The organism is Aliiroseovarius lamellibrachiae (assembly GCF_018599245.1).
GTDB lineage: Bacteria > Pseudomonadota > Alphaproteobacteria > Rhodobacterales > Rhodobacteraceae > Aliiroseovarius > Aliiroseovarius lamellibrachiae.
In genome coordinates, this window is record NZ_JAHEVJ010000004.1 from 241,186 (window position 1) to 261,577 (window position 20,392).

General features: G+C 57.1%; 21 protein-coding genes. 13 read left to right on the forward strand and 8 right to left on the reverse strand.

The window, feature by feature from the left end:
* Window positions 1–32: 32 nt before the first annotated feature.
* From KKW20_RS09105 to KKW20_RS09115, 3 genes are all read right to left on the reverse strand, one after another.
* Window positions 33–1,316 carry an SPOR domain-containing protein gene (locus KKW20_RS09105; RefSeq protein ID WP_246534525.1) on the reverse strand — a complete coding sequence of 428 codons (1,284 nt, stop codon included), beginning with the start codon at window positions 1,314–1,316 and terminating at the stop codon, window positions 33–35.
* A gap of 146 nt (window positions 1,317–1,462) precedes the next feature.
* Window positions 1,463–3,184, reverse strand: coding sequence for an arginine--tRNA ligase (argS, locus tag KKW20_RS09110; protein WP_214567563.1), 1,722 nt, complete (start codon window positions 3,182–3,184; stop codon window positions 1,463–1,465).
* A gap of 150 nt (window positions 3,185–3,334) precedes the next feature.
* Entirely contained in the window at window positions 3,335–4,471 is a 1,137-nt protein-coding gene (locus KKW20_RS09115; RefSeq protein ID WP_214567564.1) for a deoxyguanosinetriphosphate triphosphohydrolase, read from the reverse strand.
* A gap of 154 nt (window positions 4,472–4,625) precedes the next feature.
* Here KKW20_RS09115 and KKW20_RS09120 point away from each other — a divergent pair, with 154 nt between their 5' ends.
* The gene (locus KKW20_RS09120; RefSeq protein WP_214567657.1) at window positions 4,626–4,955 is read left to right on the forward strand and encodes a HesB/IscA family protein; all 330 of its coding nucleotides are present in this window, start codon (window positions 4,626–4,628) and stop codon (window positions 4,953–4,955) included.
* Window positions 4,956–4,983: 28 nt separating this feature from the next.
* On the opposite strand, the gene KKW20_RS09125 is transcribed toward KKW20_RS09120, so the two are convergent.
* Complete coding sequence (locus KKW20_RS09125) at window positions 4,984–5,400, reverse strand: globin domain-containing protein (RefSeq protein ID WP_214567565.1); 417 nt, start codon at window positions 5,398–5,400, stop codon at window positions 4,984–4,986.
* A gap of 88 nt (window positions 5,401–5,488) precedes the next feature.
* Here KKW20_RS09125 and KKW20_RS09130 point away from each other — a divergent pair, with 88 nt between their 5' ends.
* From KKW20_RS09130 to KKW20_RS09155, 6 genes are all read left to right on the forward strand, one after another.
* Complete coding sequence (locus tag KKW20_RS09130; RefSeq protein WP_214567566.1) at window positions 5,489–6,658, forward strand: BaiN/RdsA family NAD(P)/FAD-dependent oxidoreductase; 1,170 nt, start codon at window positions 5,489–5,491, stop codon at window positions 6,656–6,658.
* Between the two features lie 117 nt (window positions 6,659–6,775).
* A complete protein-coding gene (gene xth, locus KKW20_RS09135) occupies window positions 6,776–7,582 on the forward strand; it encodes an exodeoxyribonuclease III (RefSeq protein ID WP_214567567.1) in 807 nt (268 codons plus the stop codon).
* A gap of 22 nt (window positions 7,583–7,604) precedes the next feature.
* Window positions 7,605–8,543, forward strand: a complete 939-nt coding sequence (locus KKW20_RS09140) for a nucleoside hydrolase (protein WP_214567568.1) — start codon at window positions 7,605–7,607, stop codon at window positions 8,541–8,543.
* A complete protein-coding gene (locus KKW20_RS09145; protein ID WP_214567569.1) occupies window positions 8,540–8,986 on the forward strand; it encodes a GNAT family N-acetyltransferase in 447 nt (148 codons plus the stop codon). The genes KKW20_RS09140 and KKW20_RS09145 overlap by 4 nt, the downstream gene beginning before the upstream one ends.
* A gap of 9 nt (window positions 8,987–8,995) precedes the next feature.
* Window positions 8,996–10,411, forward strand: a complete 1,416-nt coding sequence (locus tag KKW20_RS09150) for a protein adenylyltransferase SelO (RefSeq protein WP_214567570.1) — start codon at window positions 8,996–8,998, stop codon at window positions 10,409–10,411.
* A 15-nt stretch (window positions 10,412–10,426) separates the two neighbouring features.
* Entirely contained in the window at window positions 10,427–11,110 is a 684-nt protein-coding gene (locus tag KKW20_RS09155; RefSeq protein ID WP_343207568.1) for an endonuclease/exonuclease/phosphatase family protein, read from the forward strand.
* On the opposite strand, the gene KKW20_RS09160 is transcribed toward KKW20_RS09155, so the two are convergent.
* Window positions 11,094–11,978 carry a DMT family transporter gene (locus tag KKW20_RS09160; RefSeq protein ID WP_214567571.1) on the reverse strand — a complete coding sequence of 295 codons (885 nt, stop codon included), beginning with the start codon at window positions 11,976–11,978 and terminating at the stop codon, window positions 11,094–11,096. The two genes, KKW20_RS09155 and KKW20_RS09160, sit on opposite strands and share 17 nt — an antisense overlap.
* Before the next feature lie 97 nt (window positions 11,979–12,075).
* Here KKW20_RS09160 and KKW20_RS09165 point away from each other — a divergent pair, with 97 nt between their 5' ends.
* The 5 genes from KKW20_RS09165 (at window position 12,076) to eno (ending at window position 17,050) form a co-directional block, all read left to right on the forward strand.
* Window positions 12,076–13,326 (forward strand): cation:proton antiporter, encoded by a 1,251-nt coding sequence (locus tag KKW20_RS09165; RefSeq protein ID WP_214567572.1) that lies wholly within the window; start codon window positions 12,076–12,078, stop codon window positions 13,324–13,326.
* On the forward strand, window positions 13,326–14,156 hold the full coding sequence (locus KKW20_RS09170) for a PhzF family phenazine biosynthesis protein (protein ID WP_214567573.1): 831 nt from the start codon (window positions 13,326–13,328) through the stop codon (window positions 14,154–14,156). The genes KKW20_RS09165 and KKW20_RS09170 overlap by 1 nt, the downstream gene beginning before the upstream one ends.
* Before the next feature lie 120 nt (window positions 14,157–14,276).
* Entirely contained in the window at window positions 14,277–14,693 is a 417-nt protein-coding gene (locus KKW20_RS09175; RefSeq protein WP_214567574.1) for a Fur family transcriptional regulator, read from the forward strand.
* A gap of 136 nt (window positions 14,694–14,829) precedes the next feature.
* Window positions 14,830–15,726: a DMT family transporter gene (locus tag KKW20_RS09180; protein WP_214567575.1), complete on the forward strand. Its 897-nt coding sequence runs from the start codon at window positions 14,830–14,832 to the stop codon at window positions 15,724–15,726.
* A gap of 49 nt (window positions 15,727–15,775) precedes the next feature.
* Window positions 15,776–17,050, forward strand: coding sequence for a phosphopyruvate hydratase (eno, locus tag KKW20_RS09185; RefSeq protein WP_214567576.1), 1,275 nt, complete (start codon window positions 15,776–15,778; stop codon window positions 17,048–17,050).
* Window positions 17,051–17,117: 67 nt separating this feature from the next.
* Here the strand turns inward: eno and KKW20_RS09190 are convergent, their stop codons facing one another.
* A complete protein-coding gene (locus tag KKW20_RS09190) occupies window positions 17,118–17,405 on the reverse strand; it encodes a DUF1330 domain-containing protein (protein ID WP_214567577.1) in 288 nt (95 codons plus the stop codon).
* 47 nt (window positions 17,406–17,452) lie between these two features.
* Window positions 17,453–17,785 (reverse strand): GYD domain-containing protein, encoded by a 333-nt coding sequence (locus KKW20_RS09195; RefSeq protein WP_214567578.1) that lies wholly within the window; start codon window positions 17,783–17,785, stop codon window positions 17,453–17,455.
* Between the two features lie 196 nt (window positions 17,786–17,981).
* On the opposite strand from KKW20_RS09195, the gene KKW20_RS09200 reads away from it, so the two are divergent.
* On the forward strand, window positions 17,982–18,746 hold the full coding sequence (locus KKW20_RS09200; protein ID WP_214567579.1) for a hypothetical protein: 765 nt from the start codon (window positions 17,982–17,984) through the stop codon (window positions 18,744–18,746).
* Window positions 18,747–18,841: 95 nt separating this feature from the next.
* Here KKW20_RS09200 and KKW20_RS09205 read toward each other — a convergent pair whose 3' ends face one another.
* The gene (locus tag KKW20_RS09205) at window positions 18,842–20,350 is read right to left on the reverse strand and encodes a divergent polysaccharide deacetylase family protein (RefSeq protein ID WP_214567580.1); all 1,509 of its coding nucleotides are present in this window, start codon (window positions 20,348–20,350) and stop codon (window positions 18,842–18,844) included.
* Between the last annotated feature and the right edge of the window lie 42 nt (window positions 20,351–20,392).

Consider the following 20,392-nt stretch of genomic DNA (forward strand, 5'->3'; position numbering starts at 1 on the left):
CACTCCTCAACGAATACAGATCGCAAGACCCGTTAACGGGTCACCACAGGAATGCAGGCGGCTTTGCCCGCCATCAAAGCTGAACAGAAACGGCGCGCATCGGCAAGATCTTTGAATCCCATTGCTCGCAACCGATAGAACGTCTTACCACCTGATTTTGCTTTTTGGATCACGCGGGTTTTGCCAGGAATGTAATCTTCAAACCGGTCCGACAGTTTGCTCCATTCCGCGCGTGCCACATCTTCGCTGTCAAATGCGCCAAGCTGCACCAAACGGGTGCCCGCCGCAATCGCATCCGGTGTGATCTCTGCTGTTGTTGCTGCCGTAGGGCTGGACAATGCCACAGGCAAAGGCGCCACGGTTGGCAAGCTTGCGGGCCGTATCAGTGGGCGTGGCGACTGACGCACGCCGGGCACAGACGCCGCAATCACTTTCGGCCTTGTGATCAGCGGGGCGACCGAGGGGCTTGGCGCTGAAACGCGCGTGACCTCTTCGCCAACCTCAGAGAGCGGCTGCGTATTTTTGCTAATCTGTTCGGCAATCGCCAAAGCCGCGGCCACCGGATCCACGGGAAGCGTGGCGATATCAACCGCCGTATCAGAGCCAGACGGCAAAATGCGTTTCGCTGCCACTTCAATAGGTTCCAACGCTTTTTCCGTTGCGGACTGGGCCACCACAGCAGAGGGGTTTGCGGGTAAATCGTCGTCGGCCAACAGATCCGGCGCAGGGGCTAACGCGACCCGATCAGACGGCGCGCTGGCCTCGCCTGACGCCTGAACCGCGTTGACGGCAAGCCCTTGATGGGCCGCAGCTTGTCCGCCCGGATCAACAGGTTGAACCCGCATCGGCCCCTCAAGCGCACGCACCACAGGGATGCCAGAGACATCACGCACCGCAAGCTGGTATCCCCAGACCGCCAAACCGGCGACCAAGGCAAGGGAAACAGCGGCACCAGCATAGTTGGCAATTGCCGAAAAACGCGTTGGGGTTCCGCCATTTGCGGGCGGCATATGTCCATGCATCGGTGCATAGCCGTTTTCGGCATATCCGCCGTGATCGGGCGCCGGGCCCGGATAGGGCGCCGTAAAATGTGCCTGAGGTTGTGAAGGATATCCCGCAGGATCGGGATGTGGATAACCATGCGCCTGTGACGGCAAATGCCCGCCCTGCCCATAGGCCTGTCCCTGCATTTGATTGACACCGTGATACCCATGCGCGCCATAGCCCACAGCATGAGCGGGGTGTGACTGCTTTGCCCCATACCCCGGTTGCTCTGCACCAAATTGCGCGCCATTACCCATGTGTTCTGGGTGCATAGGGGTACGTGTATTGCCCCAATCGTTTTCTGCCATTCCTGCCTCACACCCGGTTGGGACACGTTTTGCGTGTCCTCTCCGGTCTCTGCTCGTTGCCTCGGTGAACGCCCTTAGGGCGCCCTATCCGGACCGAGCTGAGCTTGTGATCAGCGCATTTCCTCGGCCGGAGTTACCCCCAAAATACCAAGACCCGAGGAAATAACAACCGCCACGGCACGCGGCAAAGCGATTTTCGCGGCAGATGATGCGTTATTGCCATCCTGCACAAACCGAAGCTCGGGTTTTTCGTTTCCGCGGTTGTACAAAGACTGAAATTCTGACGCGAGTTCATAGAGATAGAAGGCGACGCGGTGCGGTTCATGGGTGCGCGCAGCGATCTCAACCAAACGCGGCCATTCGGCCAGTTTCTTGGCCACGGCAAGCTCTGCCTCATCCTCGATCAGCGGCGTTCCGTCCAGCGGCACACCTTGTTCAGCGGCTTTACGCAACACCGACCGGATCCGCGCATGGGCATATTGCACATACCAAACCGGGTTGTCGCGGCTGGCTTCTTTCACCTTGTCAAAGTCAAAATCAAGCGGCGCGTCGTTTTTACGGGTCAGCATCACAAAGCGGGTCACATCGGCCCCAACCTGATCCACCACATCGCGCAAGGTCACAAAGGTCCCTGCCCGTTTTGACATCTTAAACGGCTCGCCGTTCTTATAGAGTTTCACCAGTTGTGTCAGTTTGATGTCCAATGGAACCTTGCCGTCAGACAGGGCAGACACCGCGGCCTTCATCCGTTTGACATAGCCACCATGATCGGCGCCAAAAATATCGATCAGCTGATCAAAGCCACGCTCTACCTTGTCATAATGATAGGCAATATCTGGCGCAAAATAGGTCCAGCCACCATCGGATTTCTTGACCGGGCGGTCCACATCATCCCCGTGTTCGGTGGATTTAAACAAGGTCTGCTCGCGCGGTTCCCAATCTTCGGGCGTCTTGCCCTTTGGCGGCTCAAGCACGCCTTCATAAATCAAGCCCTTGCCTTCAAGATGTCCAAGCGCCGCTTCAATCCGGCCGGTGCCGTAGAGCGATTTTTCCGAATAGAACACATCCATCTTGATCCCAAGCTGGGCCAAATCCTCACGGATCAGATCCATCATCTGGGCGGTCGCAAATTCGCGGATCTCCGCAAGCCATTCGGCTTCGGGCTTGCCCACATAGGCGTCGCCGACCTTATCCTTAAGCGCTTGCCCGACCGGAACCAGATAATCCCCTGGATAGGTGCCATCCTCAAACGCGACCTCCTGCCCATGGGCTTCGAGATAACGCAAATAGACCGAGCGCGCCAATACATCGACCTGCGCGCCACCATCGTTGATGTAGTATTCACGGGTCACATCATACCCAGCATATTCCAAGAGACTTGCCAGCGCATCGCCAAACACCGCACCGCGCGTGTGTCCCACATGCAATGGTCCGGTTGGGTTTGCGGACACATATTCCACATTCACCTTTTGCCCGCCGCCCATTGCGGACCGTCCGAAGGTTGCGTTTGCCAGAACATCCTGTACCAGACCCGACCAGAGATCGCCCGCCAGTCGCAGGTTCAAAAAGCCGGGCCCCGCCACTTCGGCCACCTCGATGCGGGCATCCTCTGCCAATTTCACCGCAAGCGCATCTGCAATATCGCGCGGTTTCATCTTGGCTGGTTTTGCCAACACCATCGCAGCATTGGTTGCCATATCACCATGCGCGGCATCGCGCGGCGGCTCAACAGCCACATTCTCAAAACTCAAGCCCTCAGGCAGCGCGCCTTCGGTCACCATCGCCTCAAGGCTTTTGATCACAAGCACGCGAATTTCGGCAAACAAGTTCATGTCACAGGTCCTTTATACGTCCCGCGCAGTCCTATCAGCCCGAGACCAAAGGTCAAGAGATCGGCCAAGCCGGCAGGGGCAGAACATCCTTTTTCTTACACGCAACCTTCGCCGTGGATGACCAAGGCGCAGACGCAAACCCCGGTTTCGTCAACCCAGCCCCAGCCTTGCGTGTTCCTGCAATGCAAAGCGATCGGTCATTCCGGCAATATAATCAGCCACATGGCGCGCAATTGCGGTTTCATTTGCCCCGCCGAGCTGGCCTTGCCAGTTTGACGGAAGATCCGATGGGTTGGCCAGCATATGCGCAAACAAATCCTCAAGCACCTTGGACACCCGTTCGCGCATTTCAACGACAGAGGGCGCGCGGTACATACGTTTAAATAAAAACTTGCGAATGAGTTTAATGTCGGACCAGAGACCATTGGAAAACTGGATCACCGCATGATCAAGCGCGCGCACCTCTTCGACACTGGCCGGGTTATCCTGTTGGATTAACCGCTTAGATGTGACCAGCACATCCTCGACCATCACGCCAAAGACCCGGCGCAAGGCTTCGTGTTGCCGTCGCCCAGCTTCCAAGCCCGGATATTTGACATCCACCTCGCGCACCATGTCACCGACGATCGGCAACACCGCAAGCTCGTCCAAGGTGAACAACCCCGCCCGCAGCCCGTCATGCAAATCATGATTGTTATAGGCGATATCATCCGCCAGCGCCGCCACCTGCGCCTCGGCTCCCGCATGGGTGCCCAGTTCAAGATCGTGATGCGCATTATATTCCGCCAAAGCATAGGGAAGCGCGCCGGTGACCGGGCCATTGTGCTTTGCAATCCCTTCGAGCGTTTCCCAGGTCAGGTTCAAGCCGTCCCATTCCGCGTAATGCTGCTCAAGCGAGGTCACGATCCGCAATGCTTGCGCGTTGTGATCAAAACCACCATGCGGCGCCATCAATTCGTCCAGACGGTCTTCCCCAGTGTGACCAAAGGGTGTGTGTCCCAGATCATGCGCCAAGGCGACCGCTTCGGTCAGATGCGAATTCAGCCCCAATGCCGCCGCAACAGTGCGCGCCACCTGGGCCACTTCGATGGAATGGGTCAACCGCGTGCGGAAGTAGTCGCCCTCATGTTCCACAAAGACTTGTGTCTTGTGCTTCAGGCGCCGAAAGGCCGAAGAATGGATTATTCTGTCGCGATCCCTTTGATAAGGCTCACGAAACGCGCTTTCCCCTTCGGGATACAGACGCCCGCGCGTCCGCTCTGGATGAGTTGCATAAGTGGCGAGCATCTCGCGTGCTCCTTTTCTGCCGATCACTGCGTGGCCCGTGCGCTGTCCCAGCGAAGAAATCGGGCCCATTGCTCAGGGCATCTTGTCGTGCCCTGTTGTCCCACCTATATTCAATTAGCGCAGAACATGAAATGGAATTCCCTCCGATATGGCTATGGATCTCACCCTCCCCCCGAAAGTGACCCCTCGCGCTTTTGAACGGCTCGCCGAAATCGGCGCGGCGGATCAGGGCAAAGCCCTTCGTGTCGCGGTAGAGGGCGGCGGATGTTCAGGGTTTCAATATGATATTGCTTTGGACGCGCCAAATGACGGCGACCTCGTCTTGGAAGGGGCCGGCGAAAAAGTGGTGGTTGATGAAATGTCCCTGCCCTTTTTATCAAACGCGGTGATCGATTTTTCCGAAGAACTGATCGGCGCACGATTTGTCATCGAAAACCCCAACGCCACCGCATCCTGCGGCTGTGGCACATCTTTTTCGATCTAATTCATCAGCTTAGGGCACACCAGACGGATCAAGCGGCGCGATCTTGCGCCCCCAAAATCATTTCGGTGGCCACATAGGCCATCAAGGCACGCCAGGCGTGCTCAAATTCGGGACGCCAGTCCCCCCCTAACAGATCCGACAGAACCGTCACGATGGCCTCCGCGACCACAGGGTAGTGATGATCTTTCACACCACGCGCGGCATGTGCCCCACCTAAACTGCGAAGTTTTGGCCCCAGCACCTTGGGATCATCCAGCAACCCGACCGCCATACGCAACATGATGGATTGGCGCACGGCAAAATCCTCGATCGAATCGTCGAACAGCAGGCGAATTTCGGGCGCACGCACAAAGACCTCCGCATATAAGGCGTCGACAAATCGCTCATCCTGCCCTGCCAGCAAATCAAGACTGTCCTGGCAAACATATGCATCATTGGGATCCATGGGCTTTCCTTTCGTAACAAAGTTGCCATAAATGCCTTAAGAATTTCTGAGCTTTCACCTCTCCAAAAGAACAGCTACCCCGCTTGATATGACATGCAACACACTCATCATAGGCGCCGGAGCGGCAGGGCTGTTTTGCGCAGCGCACAGTGGCAAAGACACGCTGCTGATTGATCACGCGAAACGCGCGGGCGAAAAGATCCGTATCTCTGGTGGCGGGCGATGCAACTTTACCAATATGCACACTGAACCCGGTAATTTCATCAGCCAGAACAAGCACTTTCACAAATCCGCCCTTGCGCGCTACAGTCAGTGGGACTTTATCGACCGGATGGATCGCGCGGGCATCGCGTGGCATGAAAAAACCCTGGGGCAGCTCTTTTGCGATGAAAAAGCCACTCAGATTGTTGATATGTTGGTGCGGGACGCCATCGCCGCGGGGACCAAAATCAATCTGGGATGTGGTGTGACTTCCGTGCGCAAAACGTCCGATGGGTTTCAGGTCATCACCGATCAAGGCACGTTTGACACGCGCAACCTGGTGCTTGCCACCGGCGGCAAATCCATCCCCAAAATGGGGGCGACCGGATTTGCCTATGAAATTGCCCGCCAGTTTGGCCATGACATCACAGAGGTTCGCCCCGCCCTGGTGCCCTTCACCTTTACCGATGGGCGGTTTGCCCCTCTCGCTGGCCTTGCCCTGCCGGTCCGGGCTTTTAACGCCCGCGCCAGCTTTAACGAGGCGATGCTGTTCACCCATCGCGGGTTGTCGGGGCCCGCCATCCTGCAAATATCTTCTTACTGGCGCGATGGCGAGGCGGTGACCATCGACCTGACCGGCGGGCGTGATCTTTTCACCGCCCTACGGGATCAGCGCCAAAGCGAGGGGCGCCGCCAGCTCACCACAGAACTCGGGCGTCTTTTACCCAGCAAACTGGTGGATTTTTTAACGCCCGAACTGGCGCTAACAGGCAACCTCGCTGACCAATCAGATCAGCGCCTGATCGAGATTTGTGATCAGTTGAAAAACTGGACGGTGACCCCGTCCGGATCCGAAGGATATCGCACGGCCGAGGTCACATTGGGCGGGATTTCCACCGATGGGGTCGACAGTAAAACCATGATGTCAAAAACCACACCGGGGCTTTATTTCATCGGCGAATGTCTGGATGTGACCGGTTGGCTGGGTGGGTTTAATTTTCAATGGGCTTGGTCGTCTGGCTATGTGGCGGGCACCGACATCGCCTCCAGATTCTGAACAGCACTGCTTGGCGCATTCCCGCCTTTTGCAGATCGAACCCAACGGACGCAAGGATGACACCTTGTGTCCACCGTCATTTCCCCCCACATTATGCGCAATCAAATGGAGGGCTTCATGAAAATCGCCAGCTACAATATCGCCGGGATCAAAGCCCGCATGCCCGCCTTGACCGCTTGGCTGGAAGACACCCAACCTGACGTGGTGATCTTGCAAGAAGTGAAATCCGTGGATGAGAACTTCCCCCGAGAACACTTTGAAAACATGGGATATAACATCGCGGCCCATGGGCAGAAAAGTTTTAACGGCGTGGCGATCCTGTCTAAATTCCCGCTCGAAGATGTGATGTGTGGCCTGCCGGGGGATGAGACCGATGAACAAGCGCGTTACATTGAGGCCACCATTGTCAATGAACAGGCCATTCGTATTTGCGGGCTGTATCTGCCCAACGGAAATCCCGTTGACTTTGACGCAGACGGCGCGCCGATCCATGAGGGGAAATACGGCTATAAACTCGGCTGGATGGCCCGGTTATATGCGCGCGCGCAGGTGTTGATGGCCAAAGAGGAACCGTTCCTCATGGCGGGCGATTACAACATCATCCCCCAACCAGAAGACGCGGCCCGCCCTGAGGCTTGGACCAAAGATGCATTGTTCCTACCCGACAGCCGAAATGCCTTTCGCAAGCTGGTTAATCTTGGCCTGACCGAAGCCTTCCGCGCACGCAACCCAGCCCCCGAACAATACACGTTCTGGGATTTTCAACGCGGCGCGTGGCAACGCAATGACGGCATCCGCATTGACCACTTCTTGCTGTCGCCAGAATGCGCAGATTTGTTGACGGATTGCCAGATCGACAAAGAGATCCGAGGCCGTGAAAAACCCTCTGATCATGTGCCGATCTGGGTTCAGATTGCAGCGTAACATCCCCCGATAAGGATCTAATATGGCTAGAAAAATCATCATTGACACGGACCCCGGACAAGATGATGCCGTGGCGATCCTTTTGGCGTTGTCCAGCCCAGAGGCGCTTGAGGTTTTGGGTATTACCGCGGTTGCTGGAAACGTGCCTCTGGCCCTGACATTGAAAAACGCACGGATCATCTGCGAATTGGCGGGAAAGCCGGACACCAAGGTTTTTTCCGGTTGTGATTGCCCGATGGCGCGCAGCCTTGTCACCGCCGAATACGTGCATGGTAAAACCGGATTGGACGGGCCAGTCCTACCTGATCCCGTGATGCCCGTGCAGGATCAACACGCCGTTGATTTCATTATTGAAACCCTACGAACTGAGCCTTCGGGAACGGTCACGCTGTGCCCGCTTGGGCCGCTGACCAACATTGCAACCGCTTTTGATCGTGCCCCAGATATCGCCGAACGCGTGCAAGAAATTGTGCTGATGGGGGGGGCTTATTTTGAAGTTGGCAATGTCACCCCCACGGCGGAATTCAACATCTACGTTGACCCGCAAGCCGCTGATATTGTGTTTAAATCAGGCGCGCCCATTGCTGTGATGCCCCTCGATGTCACCCACAAAGCACTGGTCACCAAACCCCGCAACGATGCCTTTCGTGCGCTTCCCGGTCCGGTTGGACATGCGGTTGCCGAAATGACCGATTTCTTTGAACGGTTTGATCGAGAAAAATATGGCTCAGAAGGCGCGCCGCTACACGACCCCACCGTGATCGCCTATTTGTTGCAGCCAGAGCTTTTCAAGGGCCGCCACATCAATGTCGAGATCGAAACCACGTCCGAGCTGACCATGGGCATGACCGTGGCCGATTGGTGGGGCGTCACAGATCGCACGCCCAACGCAACCTTTATGCGCGACCTCGATGCGGACGGTTTTTTCACCCTTTTGACAGATCGGATCGCCAGATTATGAGCGCCCTACGACTTGCCACATCCGATGACCTAGAGCGGTTGATGACGCTGGTTGGCAGCCTGCATGACACCCAAGGCATCACCCAGGATGAAGACACCAGACGCGGGGCGCTTATCCCGCTTCTTGAGGGCTCACCTCATGGGGCGATTTGGATGATTGGGCCGCGCTCTGCCCCGGTTGGCTATATCGCCATCAGCTTTGGCTGGTCGATCGAATTTGGCGGGTTGGAAGCCGCGGTGGATGAGTTTTTTGTCCGTGAACGTGTGCGCCGGCGTGGTATGGGGTCCGAGGCGATGATGGCCTTGGCCCGCGCGCTTTCCAGTGAAGGGATCAAAGCGATGAACCTTGAGGTCGACACCGACAATACCCGTGCGCGCACGCTTTATGAACGCATCGGATTTCGGTCTCGGGATCGTTACCACCAAATGGTTCGACTTTTGTAAGATAGCGATATGACCGTGACATTTGACAACAGCTATGCCCGCCTGCCTGACCGTTTTTATGCGCGTCAAACGCCAACACCCGTCGCCGCCCCATCGACTTTGATTGTGAACAAGGATCTGGCACGCGAACTGGGGTTTGACCCCGACGATCTGTCCGCTGAGGTTCTGACGGGCGACACGCTTTTGCCTGGCACCGATCCGATTGCTCAGGTCTATGCGGGGCATCAATTTGGCGGCTGGGTGCCGCGGTTGGGCGACGGGCGGGCCTGTTTGCTGGGCGAGGTCACTGGAGAGTTCGGCCCCAATGACACGCGGCGTGATGTCCAGCTAAAAGGCTCGGGCGTGACCCCGTTTTCACGGCGCGGCGATGGGCGCGCCTGGCTGGGCCCGGTGATGCGTGAATATCTGGTGTCAGAGGCAATGCACGCCCTTGGCATTCCAACAACGCGTGCGCTTGGGGCGGCGCTGACGGGCGAACGGGTGCAACGTGAACGTGGCTATCCCGGTGCGATTTTAACCCGTGTTGCCGCCAGTCATATCCGCGTTGGCACGTTTCAGTATTTTGCCGGACAAAACGACATTGAGGGGCTGCGTTTGCTGACTGATTACGCCGCCTCGCGTCACTACCCGAATGCTAAAAATCCAATGGAATTTCTCGATCATGTTGTCCGCGCGCAGGCTAAACTGATCGCTGGATGGATGTCGGTCGGTTTTCTTCATGGCGTGATGAACACCGACAATATGGCGATCTCGGGCGAGACCATCGACTATGGCCCCTGCGCCTTTCTGGATGCGTATCATCCCCGCACGGTGTTTTCCTCGATTGACCAAACGGGGCGGTACGCCTTTGCAGCGCAACCCGATATGGGGATGTGGAATTTGGCGCAATTGGCCACGGCTCTTTTACCATTGCACCCTGATGAAGACGCGGCCGTAGAAGAGGCCAGCGCGGTTCTGAACCAGTTCCCGGACCTGTTTCACAAGGCGTGGACCGCAAAATTTCGCGCCAAACTTGGCCTTACGCGGTCAGAAGACGGGGATGGAAAACTCATCTCAGGCCTGCTCTCACGCATGGCCTCCAGCCAAGCGGATTTCACCCTGACGTTTTCCGCCTTGAACACCCGCGATGCGTCACATGAGGTCAGTGACGAAGGCGCGTGGGACAGCTGGGCCCCCGACTGGCAGGCACGTCTGGCCCGCGAACAGGACCCCGACACCACGATGGCCCGCGCCAACCCGGTGGTCATCCCGCGCAATCACCAAATTGAAGCCGCCATTCAAGCCGGGATCGACGGAAATTACGCCCCGTTCCATCGTCTCGCCGCGGCCTTCACGCGCCCCTTTGCGCCCGAGCAGGAGGATATGGATTTGACACGCGCACCGACCCCAGATCAGCGGGTCTTGCGGACATTTTGCGGAACCTAACAAAGCGACAGCCCCGTGGACCTGACCCTTCTGACATATAACATCCGAAAAGCGGTGGGGTTAGACCGGCGCCGCGATCCACATCGGATCCTTGACGTGATCACCCAAGCCGACGCGGATGTGGTGGTGTTGCAAGAGGCGGATCGTCGCTTGGGGCCACGCGTTGCGGCCCTTCCCCACCAAATGATCGAACAGGAAAGCGATTATGCCATTGTCCCTTTGGCGACAAATGGCGTGTCGCTGGGCAGTCACGGCAATGCCATTTTGGTACGGCGCGGGATCGCATTCTCGTCCCCCTTCCGCATTGCCCTGCCGGGGTTAGAACCCCGCGGCGCGGTCAGTGTAGAGATTGCAGGCATCCTTCGTGTGTTTGGATGTCATCTGGGCCTGATGCGCCGTTATAGGCACCAGCAAATGCACCGGTTGGCCAATGAATTGCGTCCCCTGCCCTTGCCCGCTGTGATCCTTGGGGACTTTAACGAATGGTCCACACATCGTGGGTTCGAACCTTTGGACCGCGACTTTGACATCCATGCCTTTGGCAACAGCTTTCATTCCTCGCGCCCGGTTGCCGCACTGGATCGGCTGGTGATCAGCGAGGGTGTTAAAGTCCGTGAAGGTCATGTGTTGCACACGCCGCTCAGCCGTGTCGCCTCGGACCATCTTCCCGTGTGGGCGCGAGTCACGATCTCCGATTGATCAATACAATCCCAATCGCCACCAATACGAGCGCCCCAATGGTCGCCGCATTAAGCGTCTCGCCCAACCACATCCACCCCATTGCCACGCCAAAAATGGGGGACAAAAACGCGAAGGATGCCACTGACGACGCCTTGTATTGCTTCAGCAACCAGAACCAAAACAGAAAGGCGCCCGATGCAATCAGCACAATTTGAAACGCGATCCCCCAATAATGCATCGGCTGGACATCCCGAATAAAGGGGCCAAAAAACATTGCCGAAACCATTAAAATCGGTGCAGAAACAAGAACCTGCCAGAACATCTGCATCTCAGCGCTCAGTTCGCGCAGCGGGGTTAATCGCGCGGTCAGCGACACAGCCATCCAGCCCAATGCCGCCCCTAATGCGGCCAAATCGCCCCAGATGGATGCCTGCCCGCCAGCTGATGACCGATCAAGAATTGCCCAGACCACCCCGGAAAAGGCCAGCGCCAATCCCACGGTTTTTAACCGCGTGAGCTGTTCCCCCGGCAGCGTGAAATGCGCAACCACTGCCATCCATACTGGCATAGAGTAGAATATGATCGACACGCGGGTCACGGTCGTCAGATCAAGCGCCACAAAGAGGCAAATGAATTCGAACGCGAAAATCACCCCGGCCAACAGGCCAGATGCGCGCGTGCCTTTGCGAAAGTCAAAAGAAACTCCGCGCAGGATCATCCATAACCCCAGCACAAAGATCGCCCCAAAACTGCGCACCCCAGCGGCAAAAACCGGTTGGAACCCGTCATTTGTCAGCTTGATCACCACTTGGTTCACCGCCAACAACAGGAAAAACCCGACCAAAGCGGCCGCGCCGAACCCATCCATATGTCGCTTACTTGTCATGGCGCGACTGGACCCGTTGTGGCCGCCCCCGTCAAGCGGTTTATGTTGCGCTAGCGCCGTGATATATAAGCGCAAATCGAGCATATTGGAGCAGCCAATGAGTTTTCTACAAATCGCATCTCTTTTGATTGTCTTGGCTGGTGCATTTGGGGCGGTGAACTATTTGTTTTTAAAACTGCCCTCGGCCATTGGGATCCTTGTCGTGTCCCTGATGGCATCCATATCTGTGATGATCTTGGATGTGCTGATCCCTAGCCTTGGCATGGCTGACCAAGTGCGCGAGACGGTGACCCGCATCGATTTTTCCGACGCATTGCTCGAGGGGATGCTGGGGCTTTTGCTGTTTGCGGGCGCTCTTCATGTAAAAATCTCTGACTTGCGCGCCCAATGGCGGGTGGTGTTTCTGATGGCCACAATGGGGGTCGTTCTATCAACCGTCATTGTGGGGGTTGGGTTCAGCTGGTTGACCGGAATGCCGTTTTTGGTGGCTTTGGTCTTTGGGGCGCTGATTTCACCCACAGATCCCGTGGCTGTGCTGGGGGTTTTACGCGAAGCGAACCTGCAAAAGTCTTTGGAAACCAAAATCGCTGGGGAAAGCCTGTTTAATGACGGGGTTGGCTATGTGGTCTTTCTGGTGCTGGTCGGCATCGCCTTTCCGCATGGGGACAGCCACAGCGGCGGCGGCTTTGATGGCGCGGTTAAACTATTTGGGCAAGAGGCCGTGGGCGGCGCGCTTTTGGGGGTCATCCTTGGCTGGCTCACCTTCCGCGTCATGCGCTTGATCGACGACTATTCCCTTGAGGTTCTGATCACGCTGGGCCTTGCCTTTGGCGGCTATGAATTGGCTGTGGCGCTGCATGTCTCTGCCCCCATTATGGCGGTTTGCGCCGGGTTGCTCATTGGCGATGTGGGCGCAAAACACGGTATGTCCGAGGAAACCCGCCATTATGTCGAAGCCTTCTGGAAGCTGATCGACGAGATTCTAAACGCCGTCTTGTTCCTGATGATCGGGTTCGAGGTTTTCACCGTGGCTTTTACGGGCGACGCGGTGCTGGCCGGGTTTGCCGCCATTGCCCTTGCGCTCTTTGCACGCTTTGCCGCCGTGGCCGTGCCTGTCATGATCCTGAAACCCTTTAGGCGCTTTTCAACAGGCGTGATCCCGATCATGACCTGGGGCGGGCTGAAGGGCGGGATCTCCGTGGCCCTTGCCCTGTCCCTGCCCGAGGGCGATTGGAAGCCATTGATCCTGACCGCCACATATATCATCGTTGTCTTCTCGATCATCATCCAGGGGCTGACCGTGGCCCCACTGGCGGGCCGTTTGGGCCGCGAACCGGAGCTTATGTAATGCAGTATTTTGTCTATGACGTCTTCACCGCCACCCCGTTTGGCGGCAACCAGTTGGCGGTGATCCCCGACGCAACAGGCCTGTCTGACACGGATATGCTGACCATCGCCCGCGAGTTCAACTTTTCAGAAACAAGCTTTGTGCTGCCGCCAGACGACCCAAACCATACGGCCCGTGTGCGGTATTTCACCCCCACGCGCGAGCTGCCCTTTGCAGGGCATCCCACCATCGGCACGGCAATCATGCTGTCAGATCTTGGCAATGATGCGGACATGGTTCTGGAATTGGGCGTCGGACCATTGGTTGCAAAAGCCAAAGACGGTGCCGCCTCTTTTGTGACAGAGCATCCATTAGAGATCAAAGGCACGCCTGACATGACCTTGGTGGCCCGCGCCATAGGCTGTGCGCCAGACGATATCCTATCGCAACCCGTGTTGGCCTCGCTCGGTGGGGATTTCGTGTTTGCCCAACTGAAAGACCGCAAAACCCTGTCCGCGCTTTCGCCAAATTTGGATGCGATGCGCGAAGGCACAGCCCAATTCCCCGGCAATCACGACTTCGCCGTCTATCCTTGGGTGGACGAAGGGGATGTTATCCACGCCCGTATGTTCGCGCCCTTAGATGGCATTCCCGAAGACCCCGCCACAGGGTCCGCCGCCGCCCCGCTTGCCGCCCTTTTGCGCAAGTGGCGCGGTGCACCGGTCGATATCACCATTCATCAAGGCGACGACATGGGCCGCCCGTCACGGATTAAGCTTATCGCCGAGCCCGGTCGCGTCACGGTAGCCGGACGCGCGGTAAAAGTGATGGAAGGCCGTCTGACGGTTTGATCAAGCTGGGGCACGGCCGCGTAACCGCGGATCATTCGGCGCGTGCGAAATCTGTCAATTATCCGTTTTCCCCAAGGCATTTTCGCGCGATAAGGGAGGAAACGGAATCAGGGGCAACTGATGAATAAGAACATTCTGGAACGCTGCGAAGAACGCGGATTGCGCATGACCGAACAGCGCCGGGTCATTGCCCGCGTTTTGCAATCGGCCCATCACGATCACCCAGATGTAGAAGAGCTTTATGCGCGTGCCTCGGAAATTGATGCGGGTATTTCATTGGCCACGGTGTACCGCACTGTGAAGCTTTTTGAAGAATCCGGGATCTTGGTGAAAAATGAATTTGGCGATGGTCGCGCGCGTTATGAAAGTGCCGACCGCGACCACCACGATCACCTGATTGATCTGACCACCGGAAAAGTCATTGAATTTGTGGATCCTGAGATTGAAGAGCTTCAGGAAAAGATCGCGCAAAAGCTTGGCTATACGCTGAAAGATCACCGGCTAGAGCTTTACGGCGTGCCAATCAAAAAAGACTGATGACATTGCGCCGCAAACTCTGTGGCGAAGATTGCCTACTCATCACAATTTGAAATGCGTTACATCACCCTTTCCCCGCTTGTTTCGGATCCGATTTTCCGATTGGGTCCTGCGGTGACATTCGGGGTTGTTTAACATGCAAAATATCAAAGGCATCATCCTTGTGACGCTCTCCATGGCGGCCTTTGCCATGGAGGATGCGTTCATTAAATCCAGTTCGGCGGGCCTGCCTGTATCCGAAGTTCTGGTGTTTCTTGGCGCAGGCGGGGCTTTGGCCTTTGCGGTCGCGACCTATGTGAACCGCGGGACATTTGCGCCTTTGGTGCACCGCGACATGCGCTCGCCCCAAATGCTGTGGCGCAACGCGGCCGAGGGTATCTCTGCGATGTTTTTCATCACCGCCCTTTCCTTGGTGCCCATTTCAACCGTTGCCGCCGTGTTTCAAGCCACCCCTTTGGCAATCACCGCCGGGGCCGCTTTGTTTCTGGGTGAAACTGTCGGTTGGCGACGTTGGAGCGCGATTGGCGTGGGCTTTATTGGTGTGTTGATCATCATTCGTCCGGGGGCCGCTGATTTTGACATGGCCGCCCTTTTTCCCATTGCTGCGGTCTTTGGCATTGCCCTGCGCGACTTGATCACCCGTCAAATCGACCCATCAATCCCGTCGATTTCCGTCAGCTTTTATGGCTTTGCCTCGCTGATCCCGGCGGGGCTTTTGATGATCCCGATCACCGCGCCTTTTGTCGTGCCACAGGGCATCCAATGGGCCTATTTATTTGGGGCAATGGTGTTTGGTGTTGCGGGGTATTACGCCATTGTGCTGGCCATGCGCATTGCGGAAACCTCGATCATCATGCCCTTTCGCTACGCCCGGCTGATTTTTTCGATGATTGTTGGCATGATCGTCTTTAACGAACGCCCTGATATGCTCACTTATTTGGGGGCCATGATCGTGATTTGCACCGGGATTTACATGTTTGTGCGCGAAGGTCGCGCTAACAGGCGGGCTGCCCGGTTGCCCGATGCCGCCTGACGCGTTAAAGAGCCTCAACTGAAGTTTTCTTCTTATTGGGAGCGCTAACATGAGCACCATCGTCGATATTTTCGCCCGTGAAATCCTGGACAGCCGGGGCAATCCAACCGTTGAGGTTGATGTCATCCTCGAAGACGGCTCGATGGGCCGGGCTGCGGTTCCGTCCGGTGCCTCAACCGGCGCACATGAAGCGGTGGAAAAACGTGATGGCGACAAGTCCCGCTACATGGGGAAGGGCGTATTGGCCGCGGTTGAGGCGGTAAACGGCGAGATCGCAGAAATGCTGATCGGCTTTGATGCGACCGAGCAAGAAGCCATTGATGCCGCGATGATCGAACTTGACGGCACCGAGAACAAAGGTCGCCTCGGCGCAAACGCCATTTTGGGTGTCTCTCTGGCTGTGGCCAAAGCGGCGGCGGATGCCTCGGCCCTGCCGCTGTATCGCTATGTTGGCGGCGCCTCTGCCCGCACACTGCCTGTGCCGATGATGAACATCATCAATGGCGGCGAACATGCCGACAACCCGATCGACATCCAAGAATTTATGATCATGCCCGTGGCCGCCGAAAGCATTCGCGATGCCGTGCGCATGGGTGCCGAAGTGTTCCACACGCTGAAAAAAGAGCTGACCGCCGCGGGCCTGTCCACCGGGATTGGCGACGAAGGGGGCTTTGCACCCAACATCGCCTCGACCCGTGATGCGCTTGATTTCATCATGAGCTCGATCAAAAAAGCAGGCTACACACCGGGCGAAGACATCTATCTTGCGCTCGATTGTGCCGCGACCGAATATTACAAAGACGGCAAATATGTGATGTCTGGCGAAGGCAAATCACTGACGTCCGACGAGAACGCCCAGTATCTGGCGGCCCTTTGTGACGACTACCCGATCATCTCAATCGAAGACGGCATGTCGGAAGATGACTGGGACGGTTGGGTTGCTTTGACCGCCCTGCTGGGTGACAAAATCCAATTGGTTGGCGACGATCTTTTTGTGACCAACCCCGCCCGGCTGGCGGAAGGCATTGCCAAAGGCGCCGCAAATTCGATGCTGGTGAAAGTGAACCAGATCGGCACGCTGTCAGAAACCCTGAAAGCCGTCGATATGGCGCACCGCGCGCGCATGACCAATGTGATGTCGCACCGCTCGGGTGAAACCGAAGATGCAACAATTGCTGACCTTGCTGTGGCCACCAACTGCGGCCAGATCAAAACCGGCTCACTTGCGCGCTCTGACCGGTTGGCGAAATACAATCAGCTGATCCGGATTGAGGAAATGCTGGGCGCCACCGCCGAATATGCGGGCCGTTCGATCTTGAAATAATCGAACGTGACAATGAACCATGTGGGAAGGCCGGGGATCTCTCCGGCCTTTTTCATTGGAGACGGCTTTACAGCCCTTCAACCAACACCAAATCCGTCTGTGCGATTTTCTCACGCACGTCGCGTGCCGCCCGGTAAGCCGTGCTGTCGTAAAAGGCGCGAGCCACGTCTGGGGTTTCAAATTCAATCAACACCACCTGCCCACGATTGGGCCCCTCGCGATAGTCCGGTGTTGCGCTGCGCGCCAGAACCTTGCCGCCATAGTCAGCGATCGCCGCCTGCGACAAAAGTTTGAATTCCTCGAAGGCGACCGGGTCATGCACACGGATATTGGCAATCAAATATCCTTTTTCCATAAGTTCCCCTCCTGAAATGGCGCCCATTCAAACTGGACGCCACGGGCTTACCCCCCAACCGCGCGATATGCGGCGCGGCCACTTTGTGCGGCACTCATCGCCGTCATAGCCTCTTTGCTGGTCATCAATTTTGTTGTGGACCCGCCGGACATGGTGCCAGAGGCCCCAACCACCAGCGCACAAGTTGCCATGACGGCATCACTGGGGGCCTCGATCAGCGCCACAACATCATCGTCACCAAAGCAGAAAAACAGATGATGCAGCGTTCCGCCAAGCGAGGCGATCATCTCGCCCGCTGCTTTTTCGCGGTCTTCTGGATTGTCCACCAGCGCACGTAAGCTTTCGGTGCTGTAACGCCCACGGAATAGATAAAATGACATATGAACCTCCCATTTGGTTGGGATAGGTCCTGCCGGTTAACCCTGCCAGTTGCTCCGCTGCTTGGCGTCTTCATAGCACGGATCCCCCGGTGGGTCAGCCCAACCGGATGATCTAACCAAGCCTGCGCAATTTGAAGGATCGGCCGTTCACCCCAAATTTAGTTGCACCGCGGCGCGCGCGCCCTACACTCGCCCCATGTTACAAATTGCGCAATATCAGCTACATCTGCTGCTGGGGTTATTTTTGATCGGAACTTTTGGCACGGCGCTGTTGTTTCGAAAACCGCCGGGGCATCGCGCATGGAAACTGGCGGATCTGGTTTGGGTGGTGCTTGGTGGCATTGGGGCCTTGGTGGCGATTATTGCCGGGCTTTACACCTCGGACAGTTCACGGTTGGATCGCCAGATTGACATTGCCTTTGCTGCCACCGCCGCCTTTGACCGGGACGCCGCACGGTTTCGGCTTAGATTTTGCGAAGGCACATCTGAACCGGCGATCACGACCCTTTGCGAAAAGGTCGAATTCCTGTCAGCCTCCACCGCCAGCAATGCCGAACTGCCGCTGTTTATTGCTGTGACCCAAGAAGTGGCCCCGCTGGCCAGCCTCAGTTTTTTGGTGGGCAAAGGCCACCACGACGATATGAACGAGATGCAAGACATGGCCGCACAAGCGGATGCTTTTGATATTGAAAGGTTTTTGGTCTTCACCTCTCGGGATACACAGACCGAAGCCGCGATAACTCAGCTTCGCAAAAGCGCCCCAATCATCGTTGGTGACTATCAAATTATCGCCAAAAGCTATGATGGTTTGATTGGCCAAGTCGGCAAATTGCGTGAGGAATGGCAATACCTTCAGGACAATGCGCATATCCTGCTGTTGCAACTCGCCGCGCTTTGCATGGTCGCCTTTGCCGCGCCATTCCGCCTTGGGAAATCCATCGTAGAACTGCTTAAACCCTGATGGCGATACGGTGAACGCGTGCCCCAATGGGGCGTCGGGTTAAACCATCAGCCACCTCGGCCTGACGCGATATTGCGAACCGCAAACCGCAGCTGTCATTCCCCCAGCAACACCGCGCTGACGGGCGCCACCGACACGGATTTCGCCCTCGAGCCAAGGCTCCACTCGATCAAGGCCTGCAAGGTGTCAGGACGCGCGCGCCCAAACAGGATTACCCCGTCCATTTGGCGGGCTTTAAACGCCGCATTGTCAAGGAACCGGCGGATTGTGCGCCCATCCTGCCCCTCGCCATCAAGATCCCTAAAAACAGTACCCGCTGGCACGCCCGCTTTGATTGCCAAACGATTTCCTGTGCTTAGCCCCTTAGGAAAGCTCACCACCCCATGTCCGCTGGCCACAAGGATTTGCGCGATCTGCTTTGCAAGATCCGTATCCTCCTGAAAGCCGCTGACGTCATTCATCATCACCGCAACCCCTTGGTCGATGATTGGCGCCTGAACCTGGAAATTCACCTCGGCGTCTGCAGGGGTTGAGGCAGGTGGCAGCATCACCTCGACCACAACCTCCGCGCCCTGAGAACGATAATAGGCCACGGCCTCGACCGCATCAGCGGCCGTGCCATCCACCACAAATGTCACGGGGAAAGGAAGGTTCGTCAGATCGCCAAGATCGGCGCGCGCGCCGCCCTCATCCTTTAACAAAACGGCCATGATCGGTAAGTCAGCAGCCCGCTCATAGGGGGACGCATTGCGGATGATCGCAAGCGGCGACAAAGGTTGGTCTGGCGCAGCTTCCGCGGCATCTGTCTCTTCTGATGCATCCGCATCTGAGATAGAGGGGAGCCGATTTGTTTTCACATTAGGTGCAAGATCCCCAATCGGCTTCACCGGCGCACTTTTGACACCGGGTGTGGGGGCGTCCTCGACCATTTCGGGTGATGTTTCGCGTTGAGCAATCGGTTGTTCAACGGGCTGAGAAGCCTCCGGTACAGCGGGGGCAACGTCGGGCGCATCAACCGGTGGTGCGACCGTCGGCGCGGTTGTATCCGGAACTGGGCCTGCCTCCAATGGCACCTCATCCATTGTGGGCTGTGATGGGGTATCGGCCGTCAGGGCCTGTTCGGTGCTTTCTCCCGTCGGCTGAGTGGCCGGGCTGCCTTCGGTCGGCATGGCTGGCTGCGCTGGCAACACCTCCTGCACCATGGCGCCGGATGTGTCGCCCAATGCGTCCTCGGGCGCGGATGTGACCTCTGGCGTGTGGGCCTCGTCAGGTGAGGGCATAACCGCCGCGCTCTCTGAACGGGGGGCATCACTGTCCGGCGCGGGCGCGGCGCCGTCCGTAAGCTCGCGATCACTGGGCTGCGATATCACGGCCGTGTCAGGATTGGGCTGTTGCGTTTTTTCACTTTCAGACATGGCGATTTCAGCGGCGCCGTCACCCGCCCCGTCAACAGACACCGTGTCGGGTAAAGGCGACATTTTCATATCCAAATCAGCGCCTGCCCCCTGACCATTTGGGGGTGCAGTCATCACTGACAGCCCCGCCAGACCGGCTGCGGACACTACGACGCCCATCGCAATACCCGAAAGAAAACCGCGTGCCATGCTTGCTCTCCTCGAAAATCTCCGCACTGCTCTTGACCCGCA

Bases quoted from the DNA above. Each gene is read 5' to 3' on its own strand.
- KKW20_RS09105 (WP_246534525.1), bottom strand. From the start codon at position 1,316: ATGCACCCAGAACACATGGGTAATGGCGCGCAATTTGGTGCAGAGCAA.
- argS (WP_214567563.1), bottom strand. From the start codon at position 3,184: ATGAACTTGTTTGCCGAAATTCGCGTGCTTGTGATCAAAAGCCTTGAG.
- KKW20_RS09115 (WP_214567564.1), bottom strand. From the start codon at position 4,471: ATGCTCGCCACTTATGCAACTCATCCAGAGCGGACGCGCGGGCGTCTG.
- KKW20_RS09120 (WP_214567657.1), top strand. From the start codon at position 4,626: ATGGATCTCACCCTCCCCCCGAAAGTGACCCCTCGCGCTTTTGAACGG.
- KKW20_RS09125 (WP_214567565.1), bottom strand. From the start codon at position 5,400: ATGGATCCCAATGATGCATATGTTTGCCAGGACAGTCTTGATTTGCTG.
- KKW20_RS09130 (WP_214567566.1), top strand. From the start codon at position 5,489: ATGACATGCAACACACTCATCATAGGCGCCGGAGCGGCAGGGCTGTTT.
- xth (WP_214567567.1), top strand. From the start codon at position 6,776: ATGAAAATCGCCAGCTACAATATCGCCGGGATCAAAGCCCGCATGCCC.
- KKW20_RS09140 (WP_214567568.1), top strand. From the start codon at position 7,605: ATGGCTAGAAAAATCATCATTGACACGGACCCCGGACAAGATGATGCC.
- KKW20_RS09145 (WP_214567569.1), top strand. From the start codon at position 8,540: ATGAGCGCCCTACGACTTGCCACATCCGATGACCTAGAGCGGTTGATG.
- KKW20_RS09150 (WP_214567570.1), top strand. From the start codon at position 8,996: ATGACCGTGACATTTGACAACAGCTATGCCCGCCTGCCTGACCGTTTT.
- KKW20_RS09160 (WP_214567571.1), bottom strand. From the start codon at position 11,978: ATGACAAGTAAGCGACATATGGATGGGTTCGGCGCGGCCGCTTTGGTC.
- KKW20_RS09165 (WP_214567572.1), top strand. From the start codon at position 12,076: ATGAGTTTTCTACAAATCGCATCTCTTTTGATTGTCTTGGCTGGTGCA.
- KKW20_RS09170 (WP_214567573.1), top strand. From the start codon at position 13,326: ATGCAGTATTTTGTCTATGACGTCTTCACCGCCACCCCGTTTGGCGGC.
- KKW20_RS09175 (WP_214567574.1), top strand. From the start codon at position 14,277: ATGAATAAGAACATTCTGGAACGCTGCGAAGAACGCGGATTGCGCATG.
- KKW20_RS09180 (WP_214567575.1), top strand. From the start codon at position 14,830: ATGCAAAATATCAAAGGCATCATCCTTGTGACGCTCTCCATGGCGGCC.
- eno (WP_214567576.1), top strand. From the start codon at position 15,776: ATGAGCACCATCGTCGATATTTTCGCCCGTGAAATCCTGGACAGCCGG.
- KKW20_RS09190 (WP_214567577.1), bottom strand. From the start codon at position 17,405: ATGGAAAAAGGATATTTGATTGCCAATATCCGTGTGCATGACCCGGTC.
- KKW20_RS09195 (WP_214567578.1), bottom strand. From the start codon at position 17,785: ATGTCATTTTATCTATTCCGTGGGCGTTACAGCACCGAAAGCTTACGT.
- KKW20_RS09200 (WP_214567579.1), top strand. From the start codon at position 17,982: ATGTTACAAATTGCGCAATATCAGCTACATCTGCTGCTGGGGTTATTT.
- KKW20_RS09205 (WP_214567580.1), bottom strand. From the start codon at position 20,350: ATGGCACGCGGTTTTCTTTCGGGTATTGCGATGGGCGTCGTAGTGTCC.